This window comes from Streptomyces sp. bgisy100 (assembly GCF_057709105.1).
In genome coordinates this window covers 115,841-135,852 of record NZ_JBYITE010000006.1, presented here as the reverse complement: position 1 = coordinate 135,852, position 20,012 = coordinate 115,841, and the positions used below count along the sequence as shown (strand labels likewise).

The window sequence follows — 20,012 nt, the reverse complement described above, 5'->3', positions numbered from 1 at the left end:
GGGCCTTGCGTTCCGCTCAGCGAGAGGGCTCTGCCGACGCTCCGAATGCTGGGTGGTGGCCTCCGGTGGGAGCCTGGTCCCGCCCCTTGGGCCGGTAGGCGGTGGCCAGTACGGAGACCGTCACCCGGTCGGGAAGGAGACCGTCGTCGACCGGGTCCGCCCGGGTCGGATGGCGTGCGCTCGGCGTCATTCCCACCAGATCGAGGGCCTCCGGCGCCGTCAAGGACATGACGTACTCGACGTGTTCGGTACGGGCGGGGTCGAAGAACGGGGCCAGCGCGTGGTGCAGTCGCTGTTCCTTGGCCGGGTCGATCGCGACCATTCCCGGCATCCACCTGCGGAGTTCGGTCAGGTGCCGCCCGGTGGGACGCACCACGACCAGCCTGCCGCCCGAACGCAGCACCCGGTGGAACTCGGACGGGTTGCGCGGGGCGAACACGTCCAGCACGACATCGGCCGCCCCGTCGGCCAGCGGGAAGGGGCGGAAGACGTCCCAGGTCGCCGCGGCTGCTCGGGGGTGGGCCCGGGCCGCCGTGCGCAGGGCGCGCACCGAGGCGTCCAGCCCCAGACCGCGGGCGCCGGGCAGCCGGTCGAGCACGTCGGCCAGGTAGTAGCCCGTGCCGCACCCGACGTCCACGACCGTGCCCTGCCCGGGCACGGCGTCGGCGGCCAGGCGCGCCACGACCCGGCGGATGGGCCCGTACCTGCCGGTGGCCAGGAACCGGTCCCGGGCTCGGGCCATGGCCGCGTCGTCGCCGCTGGTGGCGCGGGTGCCCGTCAGCAGGCTCACATAGCCGTGGCGGGCGATGTTGAAGGTGTGACCCGCAGGGCAGCGCAGCGCGCCGGGGCCGGGGCGGAGGCGGGCGGCGCACGTAGGACAGCGCAGCAGGGCGAGGAAGGGTTCGACGGCGGGGGGAAGCAACACGGGCGATCAGCACTCCTGACAACGGTGAAGGGAGGACCGTGCCTGCACACGCGCCCGGCAGGCCCCGTCCGGGAGGGGGCGGGGCGGCGCCCGGTCCGCGACATGGACGGGACCGGGGCGGGGTTCACACGGCAGGCACACCGAGGAGGGCGATGCCGTCCGGCACCGCCCTCCAGGCCTCCCGAATCACAGGAAGCAGTAGTGCAGAACGCTCGTGAATGCCATGCCCCGACTCTACGAGGTGCGGCCGAGGACCCGCACATCGCCCCCGCACTCAAGAGGCGTGGATCCGGAGCGTGTTGGGGACGCCCCGTCGCTGCACTTCATCGACGGTTGCGACTGGCACGCCGCCTGTGGGGCGAGCGCCGGTCAGTGCACCAGCAGGTCGATCACGCCCGTCAGATCCTCCTGGGCGAGCTGCGCCGATTGCTTCCGGGAATCACCGAGAAGATGCTCGCCTCCCACCTGCGCGAGATGGAAGCGGACGGTGTCGTGCACCGCGTCTCCTACGACGAGGTGCCGCCCCGCGTCGAGAACTCGCTGACCGAGGAGGGCACCCGCCTCAACGATGCTCTCCAGCCGTTGGCCGCCTGGGGGCGCGAGCGCCCGACTGGGCAACGGCCGGGAAAGAGGACGGTCAGGGAACGTGTGAAGTGCCGGTCACCGTCGCTCATGGAGGACGGCGACCGGCACGGTCACCTCGTGGCGCGCACGGTCACCTCGTGGCGGACAGCGGGCTTGTCGCATCTCGTGGCCACCGCCCTGTCGCGTCTCGGGCGGCCCGTCCCGCACTCGGCCGCGTGGCGCTCATGGCAGTCGGTCCGGTGCGAAGCCCCTGACCGAGATCCGCCCCTGGGCGACCGGGTCTAGCCGCAGTTGTTGTCGTTGATGCGCATGGACGAGCCCCAGCGGCCGACGGAGTAGCCCCGCAGATCGGCGATACGGCCGCCGGGGCGGATGCAGGTGTGGGAGCCGCCGTACAGGCTGTTCCGGTAGATCCGCGCGGTGCGGCCCGAGTTGTTGATGACGGAGTAGGTGTGGTCGTTGATGGGCTTGTCGTGGAAGCGTGCGCCTCCGTCGGCCGCGCGCCGGACGTAGGGAACGCCGCGGTAGTTGGTGTTCGGGTAGATGCAGACCATGCCGGATCCGCAGGCGACGGCGGTGTCGACAGCGACCGTCCGCGGCTCCGCCGCACCCGGAGCCGCGGCACCGGCCGAGAGCGCGATGGCGGCCAGCAGGATGCCCAGTGCTCGCTTCATGAGAATTCCCCCATGTCATCAATTCCGAGACATTTCCTGGAGTTCCGATGCTCGCGGGGCGGTCGGGGGGAGTCAACGCTTTCCCGGAAGTCGTGATGACCGGCTTGTCGTACCGATGCATCGATCACACGGGCCCGCGGCGGCAGCCGGTCCGCTGCCGCGCCGTCGGGGTTCGGGTCGGCCGGACCGCCCTTGTGTCCAAGCGGACGGCCGGGAGGCTCAGAGGACGGGGCTCCGGATCCGGAGCGCGGCCCGCGGAAAACTCCCTGGCCCCGTGGTGTTCACCGTGCCAAGCTGATCACCACCGAAGGGGCGTAGCTCAGTCCGGGCAGAGCAGCGGACTCCAAACCCGCATGTCGCAGGTTCGAATCCTGCCGCCCCTGCTGCACCGTCGCCGCACCGCTGTGGTCCGGCGTCGTCGAGGCCACCGGCCACCGGCACTCGCTTCCCGTCGTCCGGGCGGCAGGCAGCGCGTGCGGGCGGACCGGTGGTGTCGCCGCCCGGCAGGGGCCCATGTGTCGCCGAGCCTCGCAAGCGCGCGGCGGAGGAACTCACCGACGGTTCCTCCTTCTGAAGTCTGAGCGGGGCTCATTCTGCGGTGTGATCTTTCCGGTGGTGGGGGCTGGGAGTCTGTTGGCACGATCACGACAGCCACGGGGAACGTCGGCTCCGACCACTGGGGGGAACGGTGGCAACCACCGTTGTGCACACACGCCAGGCCCGGCAGCGCCGGATCTCGGAGCTCGACGCTCTGCGCGGGATCGCGCTCCTGGGCATTCTGCTGGTCAACGCGTCGGTGATGGCGAGCCCCTACGGCTCCGCGGGCTTCGGCAGGCCCGATGCGTCGGCGCTCGACCGGGGGGTCGAAGCAGCCGTCCAAGTGGTCTTCGTCGGCAAGTTCTACCTGCTGTTCTCGTTCATCTTCGGGTACAGCTTCACGCTCCAGCAGACCTCGGCCGAACGGGACGGCGCCCGTGCCGTCCCGCGGCTGCTGCGCCGTGCGGCGGGCCTCGTCGCGCTCGGGGCCGTGCACGCCGTGTTCCTCTACGTCGGGGACATTCTCGTGACGTACGGCCTGCTGATGCTCATCCTGATCGCCGCCCGTCACTGCTCTCCCGGGGGCGCCCTGCGCGCGGCGAAGATCGTCTACGGCTGTGCGAGCGGTCTTCTGCTGTTCCTGGGAGCGGTCTCGCTGCTCGTGCCGGACGGGGAGGGTGCGGCTTGGGACGCCGAACTGGCCGCGGAGTCCCGCGAACTGATCGCCGGATACCGGGGCGACGCCCTCTCCGTGGTGCACACCAACATCGGCCAGCTGCCCGACTCCCTGCTCGCCCTCCTGCTGATGGGCGGCCTGGTGACGGCGGCCTTCCTGGTGGGACTCCACTGCGGCAAGCGGCGCCTGCTCGACGACGCGGGGCTCCACCGCGACCGCATGCGGCGCATCCTCCTGACCGGAACACTGGTCGGGCTGCCCGGGAGCCTGTTCATGGCGCTGGCGGACGGCGGCGCGTTCGGTGACCGCTGGGTGCTGCCCGGGCAGATGGCGGGCATGGTGACGGCGCCGGCGCTCACCGCCGCCTATGTGTGCGGGATGCTCCTGTTCCTGGAGACCGCCCGGGGGCACCGGGTGACGGCTCTCCTCGCCCCCGCGGGCCGCATGGCCCTCACCAACTATCTGAGCCAGTCCCTGTGCATGGCCCTGGTCTTCACCGGGTACGGCCTCGCGCTGTACGACCGTCTCGGCCCGGCGGCCGTCGCGGCGGGCGCCCTGGTGCTGTTCACCGGCCAGCTCCTGCTGAGCGCCTGGCTGATGCGGCACTTCCGGCACGGGCCGGTGGAGTGGCTGCTCCGCACCCTGACCCTGGCACGGCGCCCGGGTACGCCGCACCGTACGGACGCCCCCGGCTGACGGCAGGACCGAGGGGTCCCGGTGCATGCGGTGACGGTCCCCGGGCCTCGCGTCGGGCCCGGGGACCGTCACCGGCCGGTCGGCCGGAAGGTCACTTCCAGATGTCGTCGACCCACTCGGGGTGGTCGATGAACGGGTTGCGGTTGTGCTGGAACTTGTCGTAGATGACCTCGTTGCGCTTCTTCTCGAAGGCGTCCGGGGCGTCCTGCTTGCTCCACTGCTTCAGGACGGACAGGCGGCCGATGTTCGGCTTGGAACCGTTGTCCACCTGGTCGTTGGGCTCGAGGTCCGGGAAGCTCTCCTCGCCGTCGTAGCGGACGGCCATGTAGAGGATCATGCGGGCGACGTCGCCCTTGACCTCGTCACGGGGCTCGAAGGAGTCGTCGTCGGTGCGGTTGCCCTTCGCCTCCGGCACCTCGTCGCCGCCGGCGTCGAAGTCCTTGTTGCCGCGGATGCTGTTGACCGTGCAGTCCTCCGGGCGCAGGTGGTGCAGGTCGGTGCCGGGGCCGGTGCTGGTGCCGAAGTCACCGTGGGACTTGGCCCAGACGTGCTCCCGGTTCCACTCGTTCTCACCGGGGCCGTTGCTCTCCTTGCTCTGTGAGCGGCCGCTGTAGAGCAGGATCACGTTGGAGGAGTTCTTCGGGTCCTCGTCCGTGGCCTTCAGCGCGTCCCAGACCTCGTCGTAGGAGAGCTTGTCCTGCTTGCTGATGATGGTGTGGAGGGCCTTCTTCAGCTCCGCGCCCGTCTTGCCCTCCGCGTCCTTGTAGTACGTGTCGTCGTACGCGTGCGCCCCCGCCGCGGTGTCCCGCGCGGGGGCGTCGGTGGTGGCGGGCTGGGTGGCTATCGCGGTGGTCGGCACGGCTATACCGGCGAGCACGACCGCAGCGATCATCGGCGGCTTCCAGCGGTTCTTGCGAGGGACGGACATCTGTGGGGGGTGTCCTCTCCTGATCAGGCGCGCCACCCACCGGCCGTAACGGGACGGTCGATGGCACGAAGTGACGGTCATTCGGCCAGGAGCCTGCCATGGCCATGACCTCACCGAGTGCACACGATGCGACTGTTGTGTGACGACATCGTGAAGCAGACATGCCAATGAGCGCGCAGCTCACGCTGTGCGCTGCGGCCCTCGGGAAGGGGACGGGCTGCTGACCGGAGCATGCGTCCCGGCGGGCGGCTCCCGGGGCACGAGCCCAGCGCCCCGGGGCAACCGACAGGCGCCGCTCAGGCCCCGCTCCCGGCAGCTTCGGGTCGGCGTGTGCGGCTCCGGACCCGGGGGGCGGTGAGCGGTCCGGTCTCCGGTCTGCGGTCTGCGGTCTGCGGTCTGCGGTCTGCGGTCTGCGGTCTGCGGTCTGCGGTCTGCGGTCTGCGGTCTGCGGTCTGCGCAGGGTGTCAGCGCACCAGTTCGGCGGCCAGCAGGTCCATCAGGAGTCCGTCGTGCCAGGTGCCGTCCGCGCCGCGCTCGTACTGCCGCATGATCCCGACCGGCCGGAAGCCGACCTTCTCGTAGCAGCGGATGGCGGCGGTGTTGTCGGCGGCGGGGTCGATGACCAGCCGGTGGTGGCCGTGGTCGTCGATGAGATGCCGTGCCAGGGTGCGGACGGCGTCGGAGCCGAGGCCTCTGCCGTGCACCGTGGGGGCGAGGAAGATGTCGATGCCCGCGTGCCGGTAGTCGGGCTCCTCCTCCGCGTACCACTGGATCATGCCGACGACGCGCCCCTGGTGCTCGACGGTGAAGGGATGGACGTCGGGGTCCTCAAGGTCCGCCGCGACGTCCGCTCCGAGGTCGTCCTCGCCCCTCCACCGGGCACGGACCTCGGGGGTGGCCCTGATCGCGGCCAGCGCGGGAACGTCGTCGGGTGCGGTGGGACGGAGGACGACGGAGGCACCACGCAGCACGGTCACGACCAGGGACCTTACGCCACCGCAAGGCCACGCCGAACACCGGCGGCGCCCCGGCGCACGGGAGGTCCGCGGGAGCAGGGGCCGGCCGGCGAGGGCGAGCCGCCGACACCTGCGCGCGGTCCGCAGTCCCGCGCGCAGGTGTCGGAGCGGAGAGCCGTACCCGGCCGGCGACGGTAACGCGGAATCGGGGATACCGGGGAAGCCGGGGATACTTGGGCCCGCACTCGCACTGTTGGGAGACACGTTGTGCCGCACGCCGTGAGCGCGGACGGGGTCCGCATCGCCTACCAGGTCCGCGGGGCCGGTGACCCGCTCGTTCTGCTGGCGGGCCAGGCCAACTCCCACCACTGGTGGGACGGTGTCCGGGAGGACTTCGAAGGAACCCATCGCACCGTCACCCTCGACTACCGCGGCACCGGCGACAGCGACAAGCCCGACGAGCCGTACAGCACCGAGGGGTTCGCCCGGGACGCGCTCGCGGTACTCGACGACCTCGGGATCGACCGGGCTCACGTCTACGGCACGTCCATGGGCGGCCGGGTCGCCCAGTGTCTCGCCGCCCACCATCCGGACCGGGTCCGGGCACTGGTCCTCGGCTGCACCTCACCGGGCGGCCGGCACGGCATCGAACGCGACCGGGACGTGCGCGCGTCACTGGCCCGGCCGGAGCCGGCGGCCCGGCAGGCCCTGCTCGCCCTGATGTACACCCCGGCCTGGGCGGCCGCCCACCCCGGTCCCCGCACCACGCTCGGCGACCCCACCATGCCCGCCTACGCCCGCCGTCGGCATCTGGCCGCGAGCAACGGCCACGACGCATGGGACGTGCTCCCCGGCATCGGTGCCCCCACGCTGGTCGTGCACGGAAGCGACGACCTCCTCAATCCCACCGCCAACGCGTCCCTGCTCGCGGAGCGCATCCCGGGTGCCCGGCTGGAGCTGATCGCCGGAGCGCGGCACGCGTACTTCGACGAGTTCCGGGCCGTCGCCGGTCCGCTCGTCCTGAACTTCCTCATGGAGCACAGCGGCACCGCGGACGGCCCCGGAATCTGATCCCGCGTCAACCGACTCCAGGGCGACCTGGCAGGGTGGGTACGGACGGCCGGTGACGGCCACTGAGCACCATCATGAAAGGTACGACGTGCGGAAGTTGACGGAGGACATTCGGGAGCGCCTCACCTCGGCGGCGGTCTGGTTCGTGGCGACCACGAACCCGGACGGGTCGCCGCATGTGAGCCCCATGTGGGTCGGGCTGGACGGGGACACCCCCTGGTTCAACACCTCGGTGGGCCGGGTGAAGGAGCGCAACCTGCGTCACGACCCGCGTGTGTGTCTCTCCCACGCCGACCATGAGAACCCGTTCGACCGCGTCCAGATCCATGGCCGCGTCACCCGCTTCGTGGAAGGCGAGGAGGCGGACCGGGACATGGACCGGCTGGCGGACAAGTACCTCGGGACGCCGTACGAGTGGCTGCTCCCCGAGGAGCGGCGGGTGAGCGTGTTCATCGAGCCGCTGCGGGTGCGCCGCATCGTGGGTGTCGAACCGTTCGGGCGCCCGGAGGAGGCCTGACGGCCCCGAAGGGTCGAGGAGGGTCCGTTGCCGTGAAGCCGCGGCCCTGAGGGGGCTGTGGGCTGCTCTGACGGGTCTGTCGGCCCTGAGGAGTTGCCCGGCCCTCTCCGGCCCGAGAGCGGTCGGCCGGATTCGGGGCGGCTCCGGCGGCCCCTTCCGGCGGGCCGGCCGCGTCCGCGCGAGGTGTGCCTCCGCGGGCGCGGCCGCTCGTCGCCGCGACGTTCCCGGTCAGGACGCGCCGAGGGCGCCGGCCACCGCGGCCCGGTCCCCGGTCCTCTCCCTGGGCTCGTCCTCGCCCCGGACGGAGTCCGCGAGCAGGCGGACGTAGGACTCGGCCAGCCGCTCCATGGGCGCGTGGTCCCACAGGTCGGTCGAGTACCCGATGTAGCCCATCAGCACGTCGCCGGTGGGGATCAGGCCGAAGCCGAACTCCCCGCGGGCCACGGGGGCCGCGAGGTCGTCGACCGCCACGCCCACCCCCGGCAGTCCGATCTCCAGCTCCAGCGAGCTCTGGTAGTGGAAGCCCACCGGGATGCGGTCGGGCATGTCGGACGTCGTTCTCTCCCGCACCGCCTTCGCGACCTCCCACATCGGCATCAGGTGGTCGATCGCCGCGATCGCGTCCCGGCCGGTCCCCTCCACCAGTTCGGTGAAGGACCGGCTGCCGTCCGCACGGATCCGCAGCGGGATCGAGGACGCCGTGCAGGCCAGGAGCGTCTCGAACTCCCGGCGCTCGCGGTTGGCATAGGGGACGTTGAGCAGCACGTCCGGCCGGCCCGAGAGACGGCAGAGCAGCGTGCCCAGGGCGGCGGCGGTCACGGCGAACGGTGTGGTGCCGCGCCGGCGGGCCAGGGCCTCCACACCGGCACGGACAGCGGCGGGAACGGTGAAGACGACCGTGTCGCCCCGGCCGCTCAACCGCTCCGGGCGGGGCCGGTCGGTGGGCAGCTCCAGGCGGAAGGAAGCCCCGTCCAACTGCCGTGCCCAGTACGCCTTCTTGCGCTCGTCGGCGCGCAGCCGGGAGTGCTCCTGCTGCCATCGCACGTACGCCGTGGAGCGCGGGGCCGGGTCGTCGAGACCGTGCGGGACACCGGTCGCCTCCTCCGTGTACAGCGCGGCGAAGTCCCGCAGCAGGACGCTGACGGCCCAGCCGTCGCAGGTCGAGTGGTGCAGGGAGAACATCAGCACCCAGTGGGACTCCCCCAGCCCGAGCAGCCGGAACACCGGCGCCACTCCGGCTTCGGGGTCGATGGGCGTGCTCGCGAGCTCCGTGCCGATCCGGTCCACCGCGTCCGCGCGGGCCCGCTCGTCCAGGGCGGTGAGGTCCTCGACCGGGAGCGGTACGGGCCGGGGGTTCAGGACGATCTGACGCCACGTATCGGCGTCCTCGCTCCCGCGGGCGAAGCGGAGCCGGAGCGACTCGTGCCGGGCCACCAGCCGGGTGAGGGCGGTGCGCAGCGCCGTCACGTCCAGCGCGCCGGTGAGGGTGAGGCGCATGGCGACGTTCAGCACCTGCGGCATCGGATGGCTGTAGTGCGCGGTCATGAAGCCGGTCTGCTGGAGGGTGGCCGGGGCGACCGTCTCGATCTCGGGCACGGTCTCCCCGGAAGCGGGCCCTCCGAGCACATCCGACCCCGGAGCGGCTGCTCCGGAGGTGCTTGCCCCGGGCCTGATACCGGTGAGCAGGGCCAGGAGGTGCGGCTTGTGGCGCCGGAGCAGCCCGAGGAGTGCCGGACCGGCCAGGGCGGCCGGCGCGTCGTAGCGCAGCCGGTCGCCCTCGGCGCCGAGGCGCACGCCCAGCGCTCCCAGCCGGGAGAGGAGGTCCTCCGGGGACAGCCCCTCCAGCGTGCAGAGGTCCGGCGTGCCGGTGTCCGCCGCAGCCCTGTCCGGCAGACCGACGTCCGGCATGCCGGCACCCGCCGGCCTGCTCGTCTCCTTCTCCGCCATGGCGATCGAGGTCCTGCTCGGCGTCACAGCAGGCCTCCGACGCGTGCTTCCGGCTCCGCAGGCCGTCCGGTTTCCTGCGGCCCGGCCAGCTCCACCGCCATGGCCCGTACCGTCGGCTCCTGGTAGAAGCGGGCCATCGGGTACTCCGTGCCCAGCGCCTCCCACACGCTGTTGAGCAGGCGGATCGCGGTGATCGAGTGGCCTCCGAGGTCGAAGAACGACGTGTCGGGGCCGATGGTGTCCACCTCGACATCGAACTCGGCGGCCCACAGCTCCCGCAGCCGGGTCTCCAGGGAGTCCGGTGCCGGAGGCGTCGGCTCGTTCGGTGCCGCCCGCTCGGGGCGCGCCGCCGCTCCGGAGGCCGTTCCCGGTTCATCATCCGCCGACGGCCCGGAATCCGCCGACGGCCCGGAATCCGATGCGGGTCCGAAAGCCTCCGGCGGTCCGGAAACCCCTGCCGGTCCGGGATCCGGTGCGGCATCCGTACCGGGCCGGCCCGGCCCGGGAGTCGCGGAGCGGGCCGCTCCGGGCCGCCCGGTCACCAGTGGCGTGGCGGGCAGGGCCGCGCGGTCCAGCTTTCCGTGGCCGGTGAGCGGCAACGACGGCAGTACGGCCCAGGCGCGGGGTACCAGGTACTCGGGGAGCCGGTCGGCGAGCAGGTCCGCCAACCGGTCGGCGCACCGCTGCTGTTCGTGCTCGGTCTCCGGCGAGGTGCCGGCCGGGACCACGAACGCGGCGAGGTACGCCTCCCCCGCGGCGTTCCGCCGGGCGAGCACCGCGGCCTCCCGCACGTCCGCCGCCTCCGCGAGCATGCGCGTGACCTCTTCCGGCTCCACCCGGAAGCCGCGGATCTTCACCTGGTCGTCGGTCCGCCCGTGGAACTCCAGGACGCCCTCCGGGGTCCAGCGCACCAGGTCGCCGGTGCGGTACCAGCGGCCGTCCGGTCCCGGCAGGGTGACGAAGCGGCGCTCCGTCTCCTCGGGGCGGCCGAGATAGCCGCGTGCCAGGCCCGCCCCGCCGACGTACAGCTCGCCGACCGTGCCCACCGGTACGGGCTCCCCCGCGGCCCCGAGGACGCTCAGCCGGACATTGTCGACGGGCCGCCCGATCGGGATGGGCGTGCCCTGTGCCCCGTCCGGCTCGACGGTCGTGGTGGTGCACAGCACGGTGGTCTCGGTCGGCCCGTAGATGTTGACGACCTCGTACGGTGTGCCGGCCGCCGGCCGGTTGCGCAGGGCGTCCCCGCCGACCAGCAGGTGACGCAGGCTCATCGGCCGGCGGTCCGGGCCGAGGCCGGTCACCGCCTCGCCCAGGGCGGTCGGCAGGAAGGAGTGGGTGACCTGCCACGTCCCGTACCAGCGGGCCAGGGCGACCGGGTCGAGACGCGTCCGGTCGTCGGCGACGGCCACCGACGCGCCGGTGGTCAGGGCCGGCCAGATGTCCAGGACCGAGCCGTCGAAGCTCTGGCTGCACACCAGCGCGCTGCGGTCGCCGGGGCGGAGGCCGAAGCGGCGGCGGTACCACTGGCACAGGCTGACGACGCTGTGGTGGGTGACGGCAACGCCCTTCGGCGGTCCGGTGGTTCCGGAGGTGTGCACGACGTAGCAGAGCGAGTCGGCGCTGTTTTCCGACGGCCCGGAAGCCGTTGCGGACGCCGGCTCCGCGCCGGGACCGGTCGAGGAGAGCGGAGCGCCGGTGGCGGTGGCGCTGCGGGGCCGGTCCGCGATGTCGAGCAGCGCCGCGCCGGCCGGTGGTGCGGGCGGGGCGGTGCCGGTGTGGGTCGCGTCGCTCACCACGGCCCGCACCGCGGACCCCGCGAGCACGGACTCGGCCCGTGCCCGGCCGATCGCCGGGTCCAGTGCCAGATAGCCGTATCCGGCCCGGAGCGCCGCGAGCATGGCGACGATCAGATCCGGGGAGCGGGGCAGCCACAGCGCGACCACGCCGTCCGGCCCGGCCTCCCCCACCGCTTCCCCGATGGCGGCGGCGAGCCGGGCCGACCGGTCCGCCAACTGCCCGTAGCTGAGGGCCGACCCGCCGCAGACGACGGCCGTGCGGGACGGATTCTCCGCGGCGCGGCGGAGCACCAGCTCGTGGACGGTGGTCGCGTCGACCGGATGGACCGGGCCGTTCTCCCAGGCTCCGGGGACCGCGTCCCCCGCGGAGACGTTCCCGTTCCCGGAGTCCGGGCGGGTGCGGTCCCCGTGCGCGGCGACGGCACGGCCGTGGCCCTCGTCCACGTCCGGGACGGGGCGGGGGCGCGGGAGGTCGGCGGCGAGACGGGACAGCGGGGTGTCCGGGGCGTCGACGGCGGCTACGAGGACGCCTTGGAAAGAGTCGAAGAACCCGTCGACCGCCGCGGCGTCGAAGAGGTCGGTGTTGTACTCGATGTGGCAGCGGATGCCCTCGGCCCGGTCGGTGAAGTACACCGTCAGGTCGGTGAGCGCCTTGTCGGGGCCGGCCTCCAGGGCGGTGGCGCGGACCCCGGGCAGATCGAACCGGAAGGGCTCGTCGCTCTCGAACTCCGCCATCACCTGGAACACGGGGGTGCGGTCCGTTCCCCGGCTGGGGCCGAGGGCCCGGACCACGTCCTCGAAGGGCACCGAGGCGTGGTCGTACGCGTCGAGGGCGACACCGCGCACCCGGCGCAGCAGGGTGCCGAAGTCCGGATCGCCGCTCAGGTCGAGGCGCAGGGCGAGGGTGTTGACGAAGAAGCCGACCAGGTCCTCCGTGCCGCGGGGGCGGTCCGACACGGGTGTGCCGATGATGATGTCCCGCTGTCCGGTGACCCGGCTCAGCATGGCCCCGTAGCCGGCGAGCAGCACCATGAAGAGGGTGCTGCGATGGGTGCGGCCCAGGGCGCGCAGCTGCTCGGAGAGGCCGCTGTCGAGGGTGCGGAAGACGGCCCGGCCGTTGGAGGTCATCATTCCGGGCCGGGGCCCGCGGGTCGGCAGCTGTGTCTCGGGCAGTGTGCCGCCCAGAGTCTTGGTCCAGTACGCGAGGTCCGCCCGGACGTCGGGGGTGTCCTGCTCCGCCAGCCGGGTGCGGACGTGGTCGGTGTACCGGCGGGTGAGGACGGGGAGGGCGTCGGGCGTCCCCGTCGTGGCGGCCCGGTAGAAGGCCGACAGGTCCCGGGCGAGGACGGTCGCCGAGGCCGCGTCCACCACGATGTGGTGCATGGAGAGGACGAGGACGTGGTGGTCCTCGGCGGTGGTGACCAGGCGGGCCACGAACAGCGGGCCCTGTGCGAGGTCGAAGCGGCGGGCGCTCTCGGCGGTCAGCACCGCGCGGACCGCGGCCTCGTCGCCCCGGCGGTCGAGGACCTCGAAGTCGGCCGGGACAGGTGGCATGACGACCTGCCGCGGCTCGCCACCGGTCTCCCGGAAGACGGTGCGGAGGCTCGCGTGCCGGGCCACGAGGCGGTCGAGCGCGGTGCGCAGCGCGTCGAGGTCGAGCGGGCCGTCGAGGTCTATCGCGGCCACCTCGTTGTAGGCCGTCCGGCCCGGCAGCATGCGCTCCAGGAACCAGATGCGCTGCTGGCCGCTGGAGAGCGGTGCGTCGTCCTCATGGGCCAGGTCGGCGCGTGCGGCGGCTTCGGCCCGCGCGGCGGCGTCGGCAGCGGGGTGCGGGGTGCGGATGCCGGGCTGTTCGGCCGTTCCGGCACAGGGCGGCGGGGCCGGCCGTGCGTCGGTGCCGGGCTCCGGAGCCGGCTCCGCGCGGGTGCCGGACTGCGGCGAGGTGCCGGTGCCGGGCTGTGGTGCGGGGTGCGCCGGCCGCGGCCCGCCGGTCACCGCCTGTTCCCGGGCCGCGGTCTCCTTCCGGTCCACTTGCCGCTCCGTCCGCTCCGGGTGCCGCTCCGTCCGGCCCGGTTGCTGCTCCGTCCGCTCTTGCTGCTGGACGGTGCTCCGGAGGGTGTTCAGCTCCGCCAGGCCCGAGTACAGCGCGCCGGGGGCCACCCCGAAGTCGATGAGCGACGCGATCTCGTCGGCTCCCGCGGCGCGCACCGCCGCCACGACGGGAGCGGCGGTCTCCGCGGTGCCGATCAGGGCCCGCTGGTCGCAGTAGCGGCCGTAGGCGCGCCGGAACAGCGTGTCGAGATCGTCCTCGCTGAGCGAGGCGAGATCGACCCGGTGGCCCAGGCTGTTGCTGAACCCGCCGAAGAGCGACAGCGACGACCGCATGTAGCGGGACAGCGGGCCGTAGGCCTCGGTGCGGGCCGTCGTGTGGTCGGGGTGCAGGTAGGTGTGCAGCAGGACCGCCACCCTCCCCGCGTCCGGGTCGAGGGAGTGCTCGGCGCGGGTGCGGCGGTAGAGCGCGATGTTCTCCGCGAGCTGCTCGACGCTCTGCGCCATGAGGTTGGTGACGATGCCCAGGTCGTGCCGGGCGGCGAGCCGGTAGGAGTCCGGGTTGCCGACCACGGCGGTGAACATCGGGGGCGTGTCCTGGACGGGCGCGGGGAAGATCCGTATGTCCTGGTCCCCGTCGCCGGTCCGGCGCCGCACCGCGTCGCCGTGCCACAACCGGCGTACCTGGGCGGCCTGTTCGTACATCGTCTCCTTGTGGCGCCCGTACCGGTCGGGGAAGAAGACGAAGTCGTTGGCGTGCCAGCCGCTCGCGCAGCCGATGCCGATCCGGCCTCCGGAGAGGTTGTCGACCATGGACCACTCCTCGGCGACCCGGATCGGGTCGTGGAGCGGAAGGACGACGGACCCGGCGTTGAGCCGGATGCGGCTGGTCTCGCGGGCGAGGGCGGACGCGAGCACGGCCGGGTTGGGAAAGAGACCGCCGAAGGCGTGGAAGTGGCGCTCGGGCATCCACAGCGCATGGAAGCCGTGCTCGTCGGCGTAGCGGGCGGTGCGCAGGATGTGCTCGTACCTGCCGTGCCGGGTGGCGTGGTCCTGCGGGTAGTCGCCGAAGTAGTAGAGGCTGAAGTCGGTGGTGCGCGGGGGCGCTTCGCCGGACGCCGAACGTCCGGGAACGGCGCTCTCCCCGTCTGCGGTCCGCCCGTCGGCGGTTCCGGTCGCGGCGGTCCCGAAGTCGGCGGTCCCGGTCGCGGCGGTCGCCGTGGCCGCTGTGCGGACGGCCGCGGTGTTGAGCGCGACGGTGCGAGCGCGTTCGCGGGCCGGGGCGGCCGGAGTCGTCGACGCTCCGGTGCCCACCGGGGCGGTCGCCTCGTCGGCTGTCCCGGCCGGAGCCGCCTCGGAACGGGTCACCGAGGCGTCGGCCGGGATCACGGTGGCGGGGGACGCGGCAACAGGGGACGCACCGGCAGGGGCGCCGGGTGCGGTGACCGGCCGCCGGGTGCTGCCGCCCGTCGAGGCGGCGGTCCGCCGGCCCGTGCCGGTGAAGAAGCCGGCCCGGCGGAGCTCGCGCAGCGACTCCCGGACGGCGTCCGCGAGGAACGCGACGTCCTCGTCCGAGTGGGCCGTCGAGAGGAAGAAGTTGCGCCACTCCCAGACGAAGACACCGCGGAGCATCAGATGGTGGTAGAGCAGCTCCATGTCGGCCTGGTGCTCGAAGCGGAACATCGAGCCGAAGTGCCGCATCCGCAGCGGGAACTCCTCGGCCTCGAAGAACGCGTTGAGGGAGGCGGCCAGGGCGTCGGTGCGGGCGTTCAGCCGCTCCTGGAGGCCGGGGCCCTGCTGCTGGAGCTCGGTGAGGACTGCCGTGGCGGCCACCATGGACACCGGGTGCTGGATGTAGGTGCCGCCGAAGAAGGTCGTCTCCCGCTCCGGGTAGCTGTCGTCCCCGTACTGCCAGAAGCCGCCGTCGATGCCGTCCATGATGTCCGGCCGGCCGGCGATGGCGCCGATCGGGAAACCGCTGCCGAGCAGCTTGCCGTACGTGGCGAGGTCGGGGGTGACGCCGTAGAGCTCCTGCGCGCCGCGCTGGGCCGGCCGGAAGCCGGTGAGCATCTCGTCGAAGAGCAGCACGATGCCGTGGCGGCTGGTCACCTCGCGCAGCCGGCGGACGAATTCGACCGGCCGCAGGGCGGGGTTGCGGCTCTGCACCGGCTCGACGACGACCGCGGCGATGTCGGCGGCATGCCGCTCGATCGCCTCCAGACTGCTGTCGCGGCCGTAGTCGAGCACCATCAGGTCGGCCACCGCGCTGCGCGGGATGCCGGTGGAGACGGGGACGGTGAGGCGGCCGTCGGCCGTCGGCGAGGAACGGCCCAGGACGTTGTCCGCATGGCCGTGGTACGCACCGTGGAAGGTGACGATCCTGTCCCGGCCGGTGGCGGCGCGGGCCAGCCGGATCGCGGCGGCATTGGCCTCCGTACCGGAGTTGGCGAACGCCACCCGGTCCATCCCGGTCAGCCCGGCGAGCAGCTCGGCGGCCTCACCGGTCTCGGCGTTACGGGCACCGAACTGCATGCCGCGGCCGAGGTGTTCACCGACCGCCTCTCGCACGAACGGGGGCTCGTGGCCGAAGAGCAGGGTGCCGAAGCCCATGGTGATGTCCACGTAGCGGTTGCCGTCGACGTCCTCGAGCGAGGAACCGGAGGACCGCCGGCCCGCGATGGGGTAGAGCATCTCCTTGGTGCTGCTGCGGAATCCGACCACGGCCCGGCTGTCGGCGAGGACCCGCCGGTAGCGGTCCGCGAGCTTCTTCGAGGTGGGGGTCCTGGCCGTGTAGCGGCGGACGAGGTCGTCGACGTGCGCCCGGCGGGATCCGCCGGCGCCCTCCGTCGCCATGCCGGAGGTACGGGAGACCGTCATCCGGGGGCCGACCTGCCCGCGTGCGGGGGCGGCGGGCTCGGTGGCGGGTTGTTGCGGCACCGCGGCGCCGAGGTCCGGCCCAGCGGAACCGGGCCGCGAGGCCGAAGTGGTGGGCCCCGAGGCCGAAGCGGCGGGCCCCGAGGCCGAAGCGGTGGGCCCCGAGGCCGAAGCGGCGGGTCCCGAGGCCGAAGCGGTGGGCTGCGAGGCGGGAGTGGCGGGCTGCGGCAGGGCGGCCGACAACTGCTCGGCCATCGCCGCGAGGTCGTCCTCGATGGCTGCGGAGATCCGCCCGAGCCCGGTCACCGCTGCACCCGGCCGTCGGTGAGCTCCCCGGTCGGCTGAACGGCGGGCTGCCGCTCGGCGAGGAGCTGCGTCAGCTGGGAGATCTGCACCAGCATGGTGCGCTGGATGCCGGTGAGCTGCTGGAGCTGACGCGCGAGGTTCTCCAGCTCGGCTCGGGTCACCGGCGCGGCGGATCCGTCGGGACCGGCCGCCGGTTCGGCGGATGCGGCGGGCTCGGCGGCCACGGGAACGGCAGGCTCGGCGGACGCTCCGGAGGAGGGGAACGCCGGGACGGCAGGAGCAACGGGCTCCGGAGCGGGGGCCGGAACCACCGTGCTCTCCCCGTTCAGCGGTGCCACCGGTGCCACCGGCGAGGCTGTGGAGAGCGCGTCCGCTTCCGCGGACGGCCGGGCGGTCGGGTGCCCGGCCCCGTCCGGGGCGGCGCCGGCCCCGGCGCGGTCGGAGATCAGCTCCGCGAGAAGGCCGGGTGTGCTCGCCTCCTCGAAGAGCTCGCGCATCGAGACCTTGACCCGGTGGGTCTCCTCCAGCTCGCGCAGCACCTGAATCATCTGGAGCGAGTCGGCACCCAGATCGAAGAAGGAGGTCGTCGCCGAGATGGCGTCCTGCTCGTACCCGAGATGCTGTGCGCTCAGTTCGATCACGTGCCGCAGCACCCGCTCGACGGATGCCTTGTTCTGTACCACTGCGTTCCCCTCGCTTGCCCTTGCACTTGCCCCGGCCCGGTCGAGTACCGGTTCCGGACCCGTCCAATAGGTCCTGTGCTGGAACCGGTAGCCGGGCAACGGAATCCGCCGGCCCCCGCAGCCCTCCAGCAATGTCTCCCAGTCGATGTCACGGCCCGCCCCGTGCAGGGCCGCCGCGGCGCTCCACAGGGGGTCCGGTCCCGCCCCGCGGCGCAGCGTCGGTACGGCGGCGAGGCCGGGGACGGCACGGCGCGCCAGCCCGCTCAGGGTGGTGTGCGGGCCGATTTCGAGTACGGCGGCCGGTCCGTGCCGGCCGATCCCCCGGAGCACGGTGTCGAAGCGCACCGGCTCCCGGGTCTGCCGGAGGATGTACTCCGTGTCCGGCGTCCAGCCGGCCGGGTGGAGCCGGCCGTCCACGCCACTGAGGAACGGCACGGTGGTGGGCCGCAGAACGATGCCCGCGGCGACGGCCCGGAGCGGCTCGAGAACGGGCTCCATCAGGGCGGTGTGGAAGGCCCGCTCCACCGGCAGCCGTTCATGGAGCTGCCCCCGGTCGGCCAGCAGTTTGCACAGCCGGTCGACCGCGTCGGCGTCCCCGGCCAGCACGTGGTTGCGCTCCCCGTTGACCACGGCGAGGGAGATTCCCGGTACCTCGGCGGCGAACAGCCGCGCCGTCTCCCGGTCTCCGAGCACGGCGACCATCCCGCCCGGTGCGCAGTGCCGCTGCATCAGCCGGCCGCGCTCGGCCGCCAGGCGCAGACCGTCCTCGACCGGCAGGGCACCGGCCGCGCACAGGGCGGCGTACTCCCCGACGCTGTGCCCCGCCACCAGGGCGGGCGTCACTCCGGCGGCCTGCCACAGCCGGACGACGGCGTACTGGAGGGCGAAGAGCGCGGGCTGGACGGTCGCGGTGTCCCAGATCCCGCCCGGCCCGTCGGCGAGCGGCCGCTGATCCGGCCGGACGGTGCCGAGCAGCGGGTCGAGCAGCGACGTGCCGTACAGGTCCCGGTGAAGCCGGTCGCAGTGGCGGAGGGCGTCCCGCACCGGGGAGAACCGTTCGTACAGGTCCACGGCCATGCCGGGGTACGGGCTGCCCTGGCCGGAGAACTGGAAGGCGATGTCCGCCGCGGTGCCGGCCGGAACCTCCGTGGCCACAGCGGCCCGTGCAGGTGTGCCGCTGGTGGACCCTGGCGGTTCCGTGTCCGTCGCCGCGTCCGGTTCCGCGAGCCAGGCGTCCAGCGCGTCGGCGAACGCGGCCGGATCCGTTCCGCGGACCGTGAGGCGGTGGCGTCCGTGGGAGCGGCCGGCGGATGCGGTGGTGACCACGTCCTCCACGGCCGCCCCGGGGTGGGCACGCACGTGGTCGCGGAGGGCTTCCGCGTTGGCGACGAGTGCTTCCCGGCTCCGTCCGGAGACGAGCAGCAGGCCGGGGGCCGGTGCGGTGCCGACGGGCCGCGGCGTGGGCTGCGGGGCCTGCTCCACCACGAGGTGGACATTGGTGCCGCCGACACCGAGCGAGGTGACCCCCGCCCGCCGCGGGCCGTCCTGCTCCGGCCAGGGGCGGACCTCGGTGGGGATGTAGAAGGGGCTGCCGTCCAGCGGCAGCGCCGGGTTGGGCCGGGAGTAGCCCGCCATCGGCGGGATCTCCCCGTGACGGAGCACCAGCAGCGTCTTGATCAGACTCGCCAGGCCGGAGCACACGTCGAGGTGGCCGATGTTGGCCTTGGTGGAGCCCAGCGCACAGTACCCGGACCGGTCGGTGTCGTCCCGGTGGGCGAGCAGCGCCCCTTCGAACTCGATCGGGTCGCCCTTGAACGTGCCGGTGCCGTGGGTCTCCAGATAGCCGATCGTCTCCGCGCCGACTCCCGCGACGTCCAGTGCCCGGCGGATGGTGGCGTGCTGGCCGGAGACGGTGGGGGCGGTGAACCCGGCCTTGTCCGCACCGTCGTTGAGGACGCCCCAGCCGCGGATCACGCCATGGACGGTGTCGCCGTCGGCCAGGGCGCGGTCCAGCCGCTTGAGGACCACCGCGGCGACCCCCATGCCGCCGACGGTGCCGTCCGCCCCGGCGTCGAAGGGGCGTAACCGGCCGCTCTTGGAGAGGATCGATCCCTTCACATAGCGGTAGCCCAGGGCCTGGGGCACATGGACCGCGGCGGCGCCGGCGAGCGCGATGTCGCAGTCCCCGGTGACCACCGACTGCGCGGCGAGCTGCACGGCGACGAGCGAACTGGAGCACGCCGTCTGCACGTTGACGGCCGGGCCGGTGAGACCGAGCCGGAAGGCGGTACGGGTGGCGGTGAAGTCGGCGTAGTTGCCGACGGTGGTCTGCATCCGGGTGACCCAGTCGTCACCGGTCTGCCCCGGCAGAACGTTGTTCAGCAGATAGGTGTGCAGGGAGTACAGGAGGTAGCCGGTCGCCGCGAAGACACCGGTACGGGCTCCCCCGCGTTCCCGGGGGTAGCCGGCGTTCTCCAGCGCGTGGTGGGCGCACTCCAGGAACATCCGCTGCTGCGGATCGGTGAGCGTGGACTCCCGGGCGCTCATCCCGAAGAACGGCGCGTCGAAGGACGCGACGTCCTCCAGGACACCGCTGGCTCCGACGAACTCCGGTGACCGGCAGTCCTCGGCGGTCGCGCCGGCGGCGGCGAGTTCCGCCCCGGTGAACCGCCGGATGTGGTTCTCCCCGCCGCGCACCAGGCGCCAGAAGTCGTGCGGGGTGTCCGCTCCCGGGAAGCGGAAGGACAGGCCGATCACGGCCACACGCCGGTCGTCAGGGAGTGCCATCACCG

At 73.1% G+C, this 20,012-nt stretch carries 10 protein-coding genes, 1 tRNA gene and 1 pseudogene; 5 read left to right on the top strand and 7 right to left on the bottom strand.

Annotated features, from left to right (window positions below; genetic code table 11):
• Positions 1 to 16: 16 nt before the first annotated feature.
• Positions 17 to 925 (bottom strand): putative RNA methyltransferase, encoded by a 909-nt coding sequence (locus tag AC3EQ1_RS06485; RefSeq protein ID WP_432093301.1) that lies wholly within the window; start codon positions 923 to 925, stop codon positions 17 to 19.
• A 411-nt stretch (positions 926 to 1,336) separates the two neighbouring features.
• On the opposite strand from AC3EQ1_RS06485, the pseudogene AC3EQ1_RS06480 reads away from it, so the two are divergent.
• A pseudogene (locus tag AC3EQ1_RS06480) lies at positions 1,337 to 1,543 on the top strand (winged helix-turn-helix transcriptional regulator); the annotation flags it as partial.
• Positions 1,544 to 1,791: 248 nt separating this feature from the next.
• Here AC3EQ1_RS06480 and AC3EQ1_RS06475 read toward each other — a convergent pair.
• Positions 1,792 to 2,184, bottom strand: a complete 393-nt coding sequence (locus tag AC3EQ1_RS06475; protein WP_432093300.1) for a peptidase inhibitor family I36 protein — start codon at positions 2,182 to 2,184, stop codon at positions 1,792 to 1,794.
• A gap of 308 nt (positions 2,185 to 2,492) precedes the next feature.
• Between AC3EQ1_RS06475 and AC3EQ1_RS06470 the strand changes: the two genes are divergently transcribed.
• Together AC3EQ1_RS06470 and AC3EQ1_RS06465 are read left to right on the top strand one after the other, a co-directional pair.
• Positions 2,493 to 2,567, top strand: a tRNA-Trp gene (locus tag AC3EQ1_RS06470).
• Positions 2,568 to 2,872: 305 nt separating this feature from the next.
• A complete protein-coding gene (locus AC3EQ1_RS06465; protein WP_432093299.1) occupies positions 2,873 to 4,093 on the top strand; it encodes a DUF418 domain-containing protein in 1,221 nt (406 codons plus the stop codon).
• Positions 4,094 to 4,184: 91 nt separating this feature from the next.
• On the opposite strand, the gene AC3EQ1_RS06460 is transcribed toward AC3EQ1_RS06465, so the two are convergent.
• Both AC3EQ1_RS06460 and AC3EQ1_RS06455 read right to left on the bottom strand, forming a co-directional pair.
• A complete protein-coding gene (locus tag AC3EQ1_RS06460; RefSeq protein WP_432093298.1) occupies positions 4,185 to 5,021 on the bottom strand; it encodes an endonuclease I family protein in 837 nt (278 codons plus the stop codon).
• Between the two features lie 464 nt (positions 5,022 to 5,485).
• Positions 5,486 to 5,992, bottom strand: coding sequence for a GNAT family N-acetyltransferase (locus tag AC3EQ1_RS06455; RefSeq protein WP_432093366.1), 507 nt, complete (start codon positions 5,990 to 5,992; stop codon positions 5,486 to 5,488).
• 252 nt (positions 5,993 to 6,244) lie between these two features.
• Between AC3EQ1_RS06455 and AC3EQ1_RS06450 the strand changes: the two genes are divergently transcribed.
• Positions 6,245 to 7,048, top strand: coding sequence for an alpha/beta fold hydrolase (locus AC3EQ1_RS06450; protein WP_432093297.1), 804 nt, complete (start codon positions 6,245 to 6,247; stop codon positions 7,046 to 7,048).
• Between the two features lie 88 nt (positions 7,049 to 7,136).
• The gene (locus AC3EQ1_RS06445; protein WP_432093296.1) at positions 7,137 to 7,565 is read left to right on the top strand and encodes a PPOX class F420-dependent oxidoreductase; all 429 of its coding nucleotides are present in this window, start codon (positions 7,137 to 7,139) and stop codon (positions 7,563 to 7,565) included.
• Between the two features lie 228 nt (positions 7,566 to 7,793).
• Here AC3EQ1_RS06445 and AC3EQ1_RS06440 read toward each other — a convergent pair whose 3' ends face one another.
• From AC3EQ1_RS06440 to AC3EQ1_RS06430, 3 genes are read right to left on the bottom strand one after another with little or no spacing between them, the layout of a single operon-like run.
• Complete coding sequence (locus AC3EQ1_RS06440; protein ID WP_432093295.1) at positions 7,794 to 9,539, bottom strand: condensation domain-containing protein; 1,746 nt, start codon at positions 9,537 to 9,539, stop codon at positions 7,794 to 7,796.
• The gene (locus tag AC3EQ1_RS06435) at positions 9,536 to 16,486 is read right to left on the bottom strand and encodes a MupA/Atu3671 family FMN-dependent luciferase-like monooxygenase (protein ID WP_432093365.1); all 6,951 of its coding nucleotides are present in this window, start codon (positions 16,484 to 16,486) and stop codon (positions 9,536 to 9,538) included. The genes AC3EQ1_RS06440 and AC3EQ1_RS06435 overlap by 4 nt, the downstream gene beginning before the upstream one ends.
• A 47-nt stretch (positions 16,487 to 16,533) precedes the next feature.
• A complete protein-coding gene (locus AC3EQ1_RS06430; RefSeq protein ID WP_432093294.1) occupies positions 16,534 to 20,007 on the bottom strand; it encodes a type I polyketide synthase in 3,474 nt (1,157 codons plus the stop codon).
• Positions 20,008 to 20,012 lie beyond the last annotated feature (5 nt).

Excerpts from the sequence above, each read along its gene's own strand:
- AC3EQ1_RS06435 (WP_432093365.1), bottom strand. The coding sequence starts at position 16,486 with ATGGCCGAGCAGTTGTCGGCCGCCCTGCCGCAGCCCGCCACTCCCGCC.
- AC3EQ1_RS06475 (WP_432093300.1), bottom strand. The coding sequence starts at position 2,184 with ATGAAGCGAGCACTGGGCATCCTGCTGGCCGCCATCGCGCTCTCGGCC.
- AC3EQ1_RS06460 (WP_432093298.1), bottom strand. The coding sequence starts at position 5,021 with ATGTCCGTCCCTCGCAAGAACCGCTGGAAGCCGCCGATGATCGCTGCG.
- AC3EQ1_RS06430 (WP_432093294.1), bottom strand. The coding sequence starts at position 20,007 with ATGGCACTCCCTGACGACCGGCGTGTGGCCGTGATCGGCCTGTCCTTC.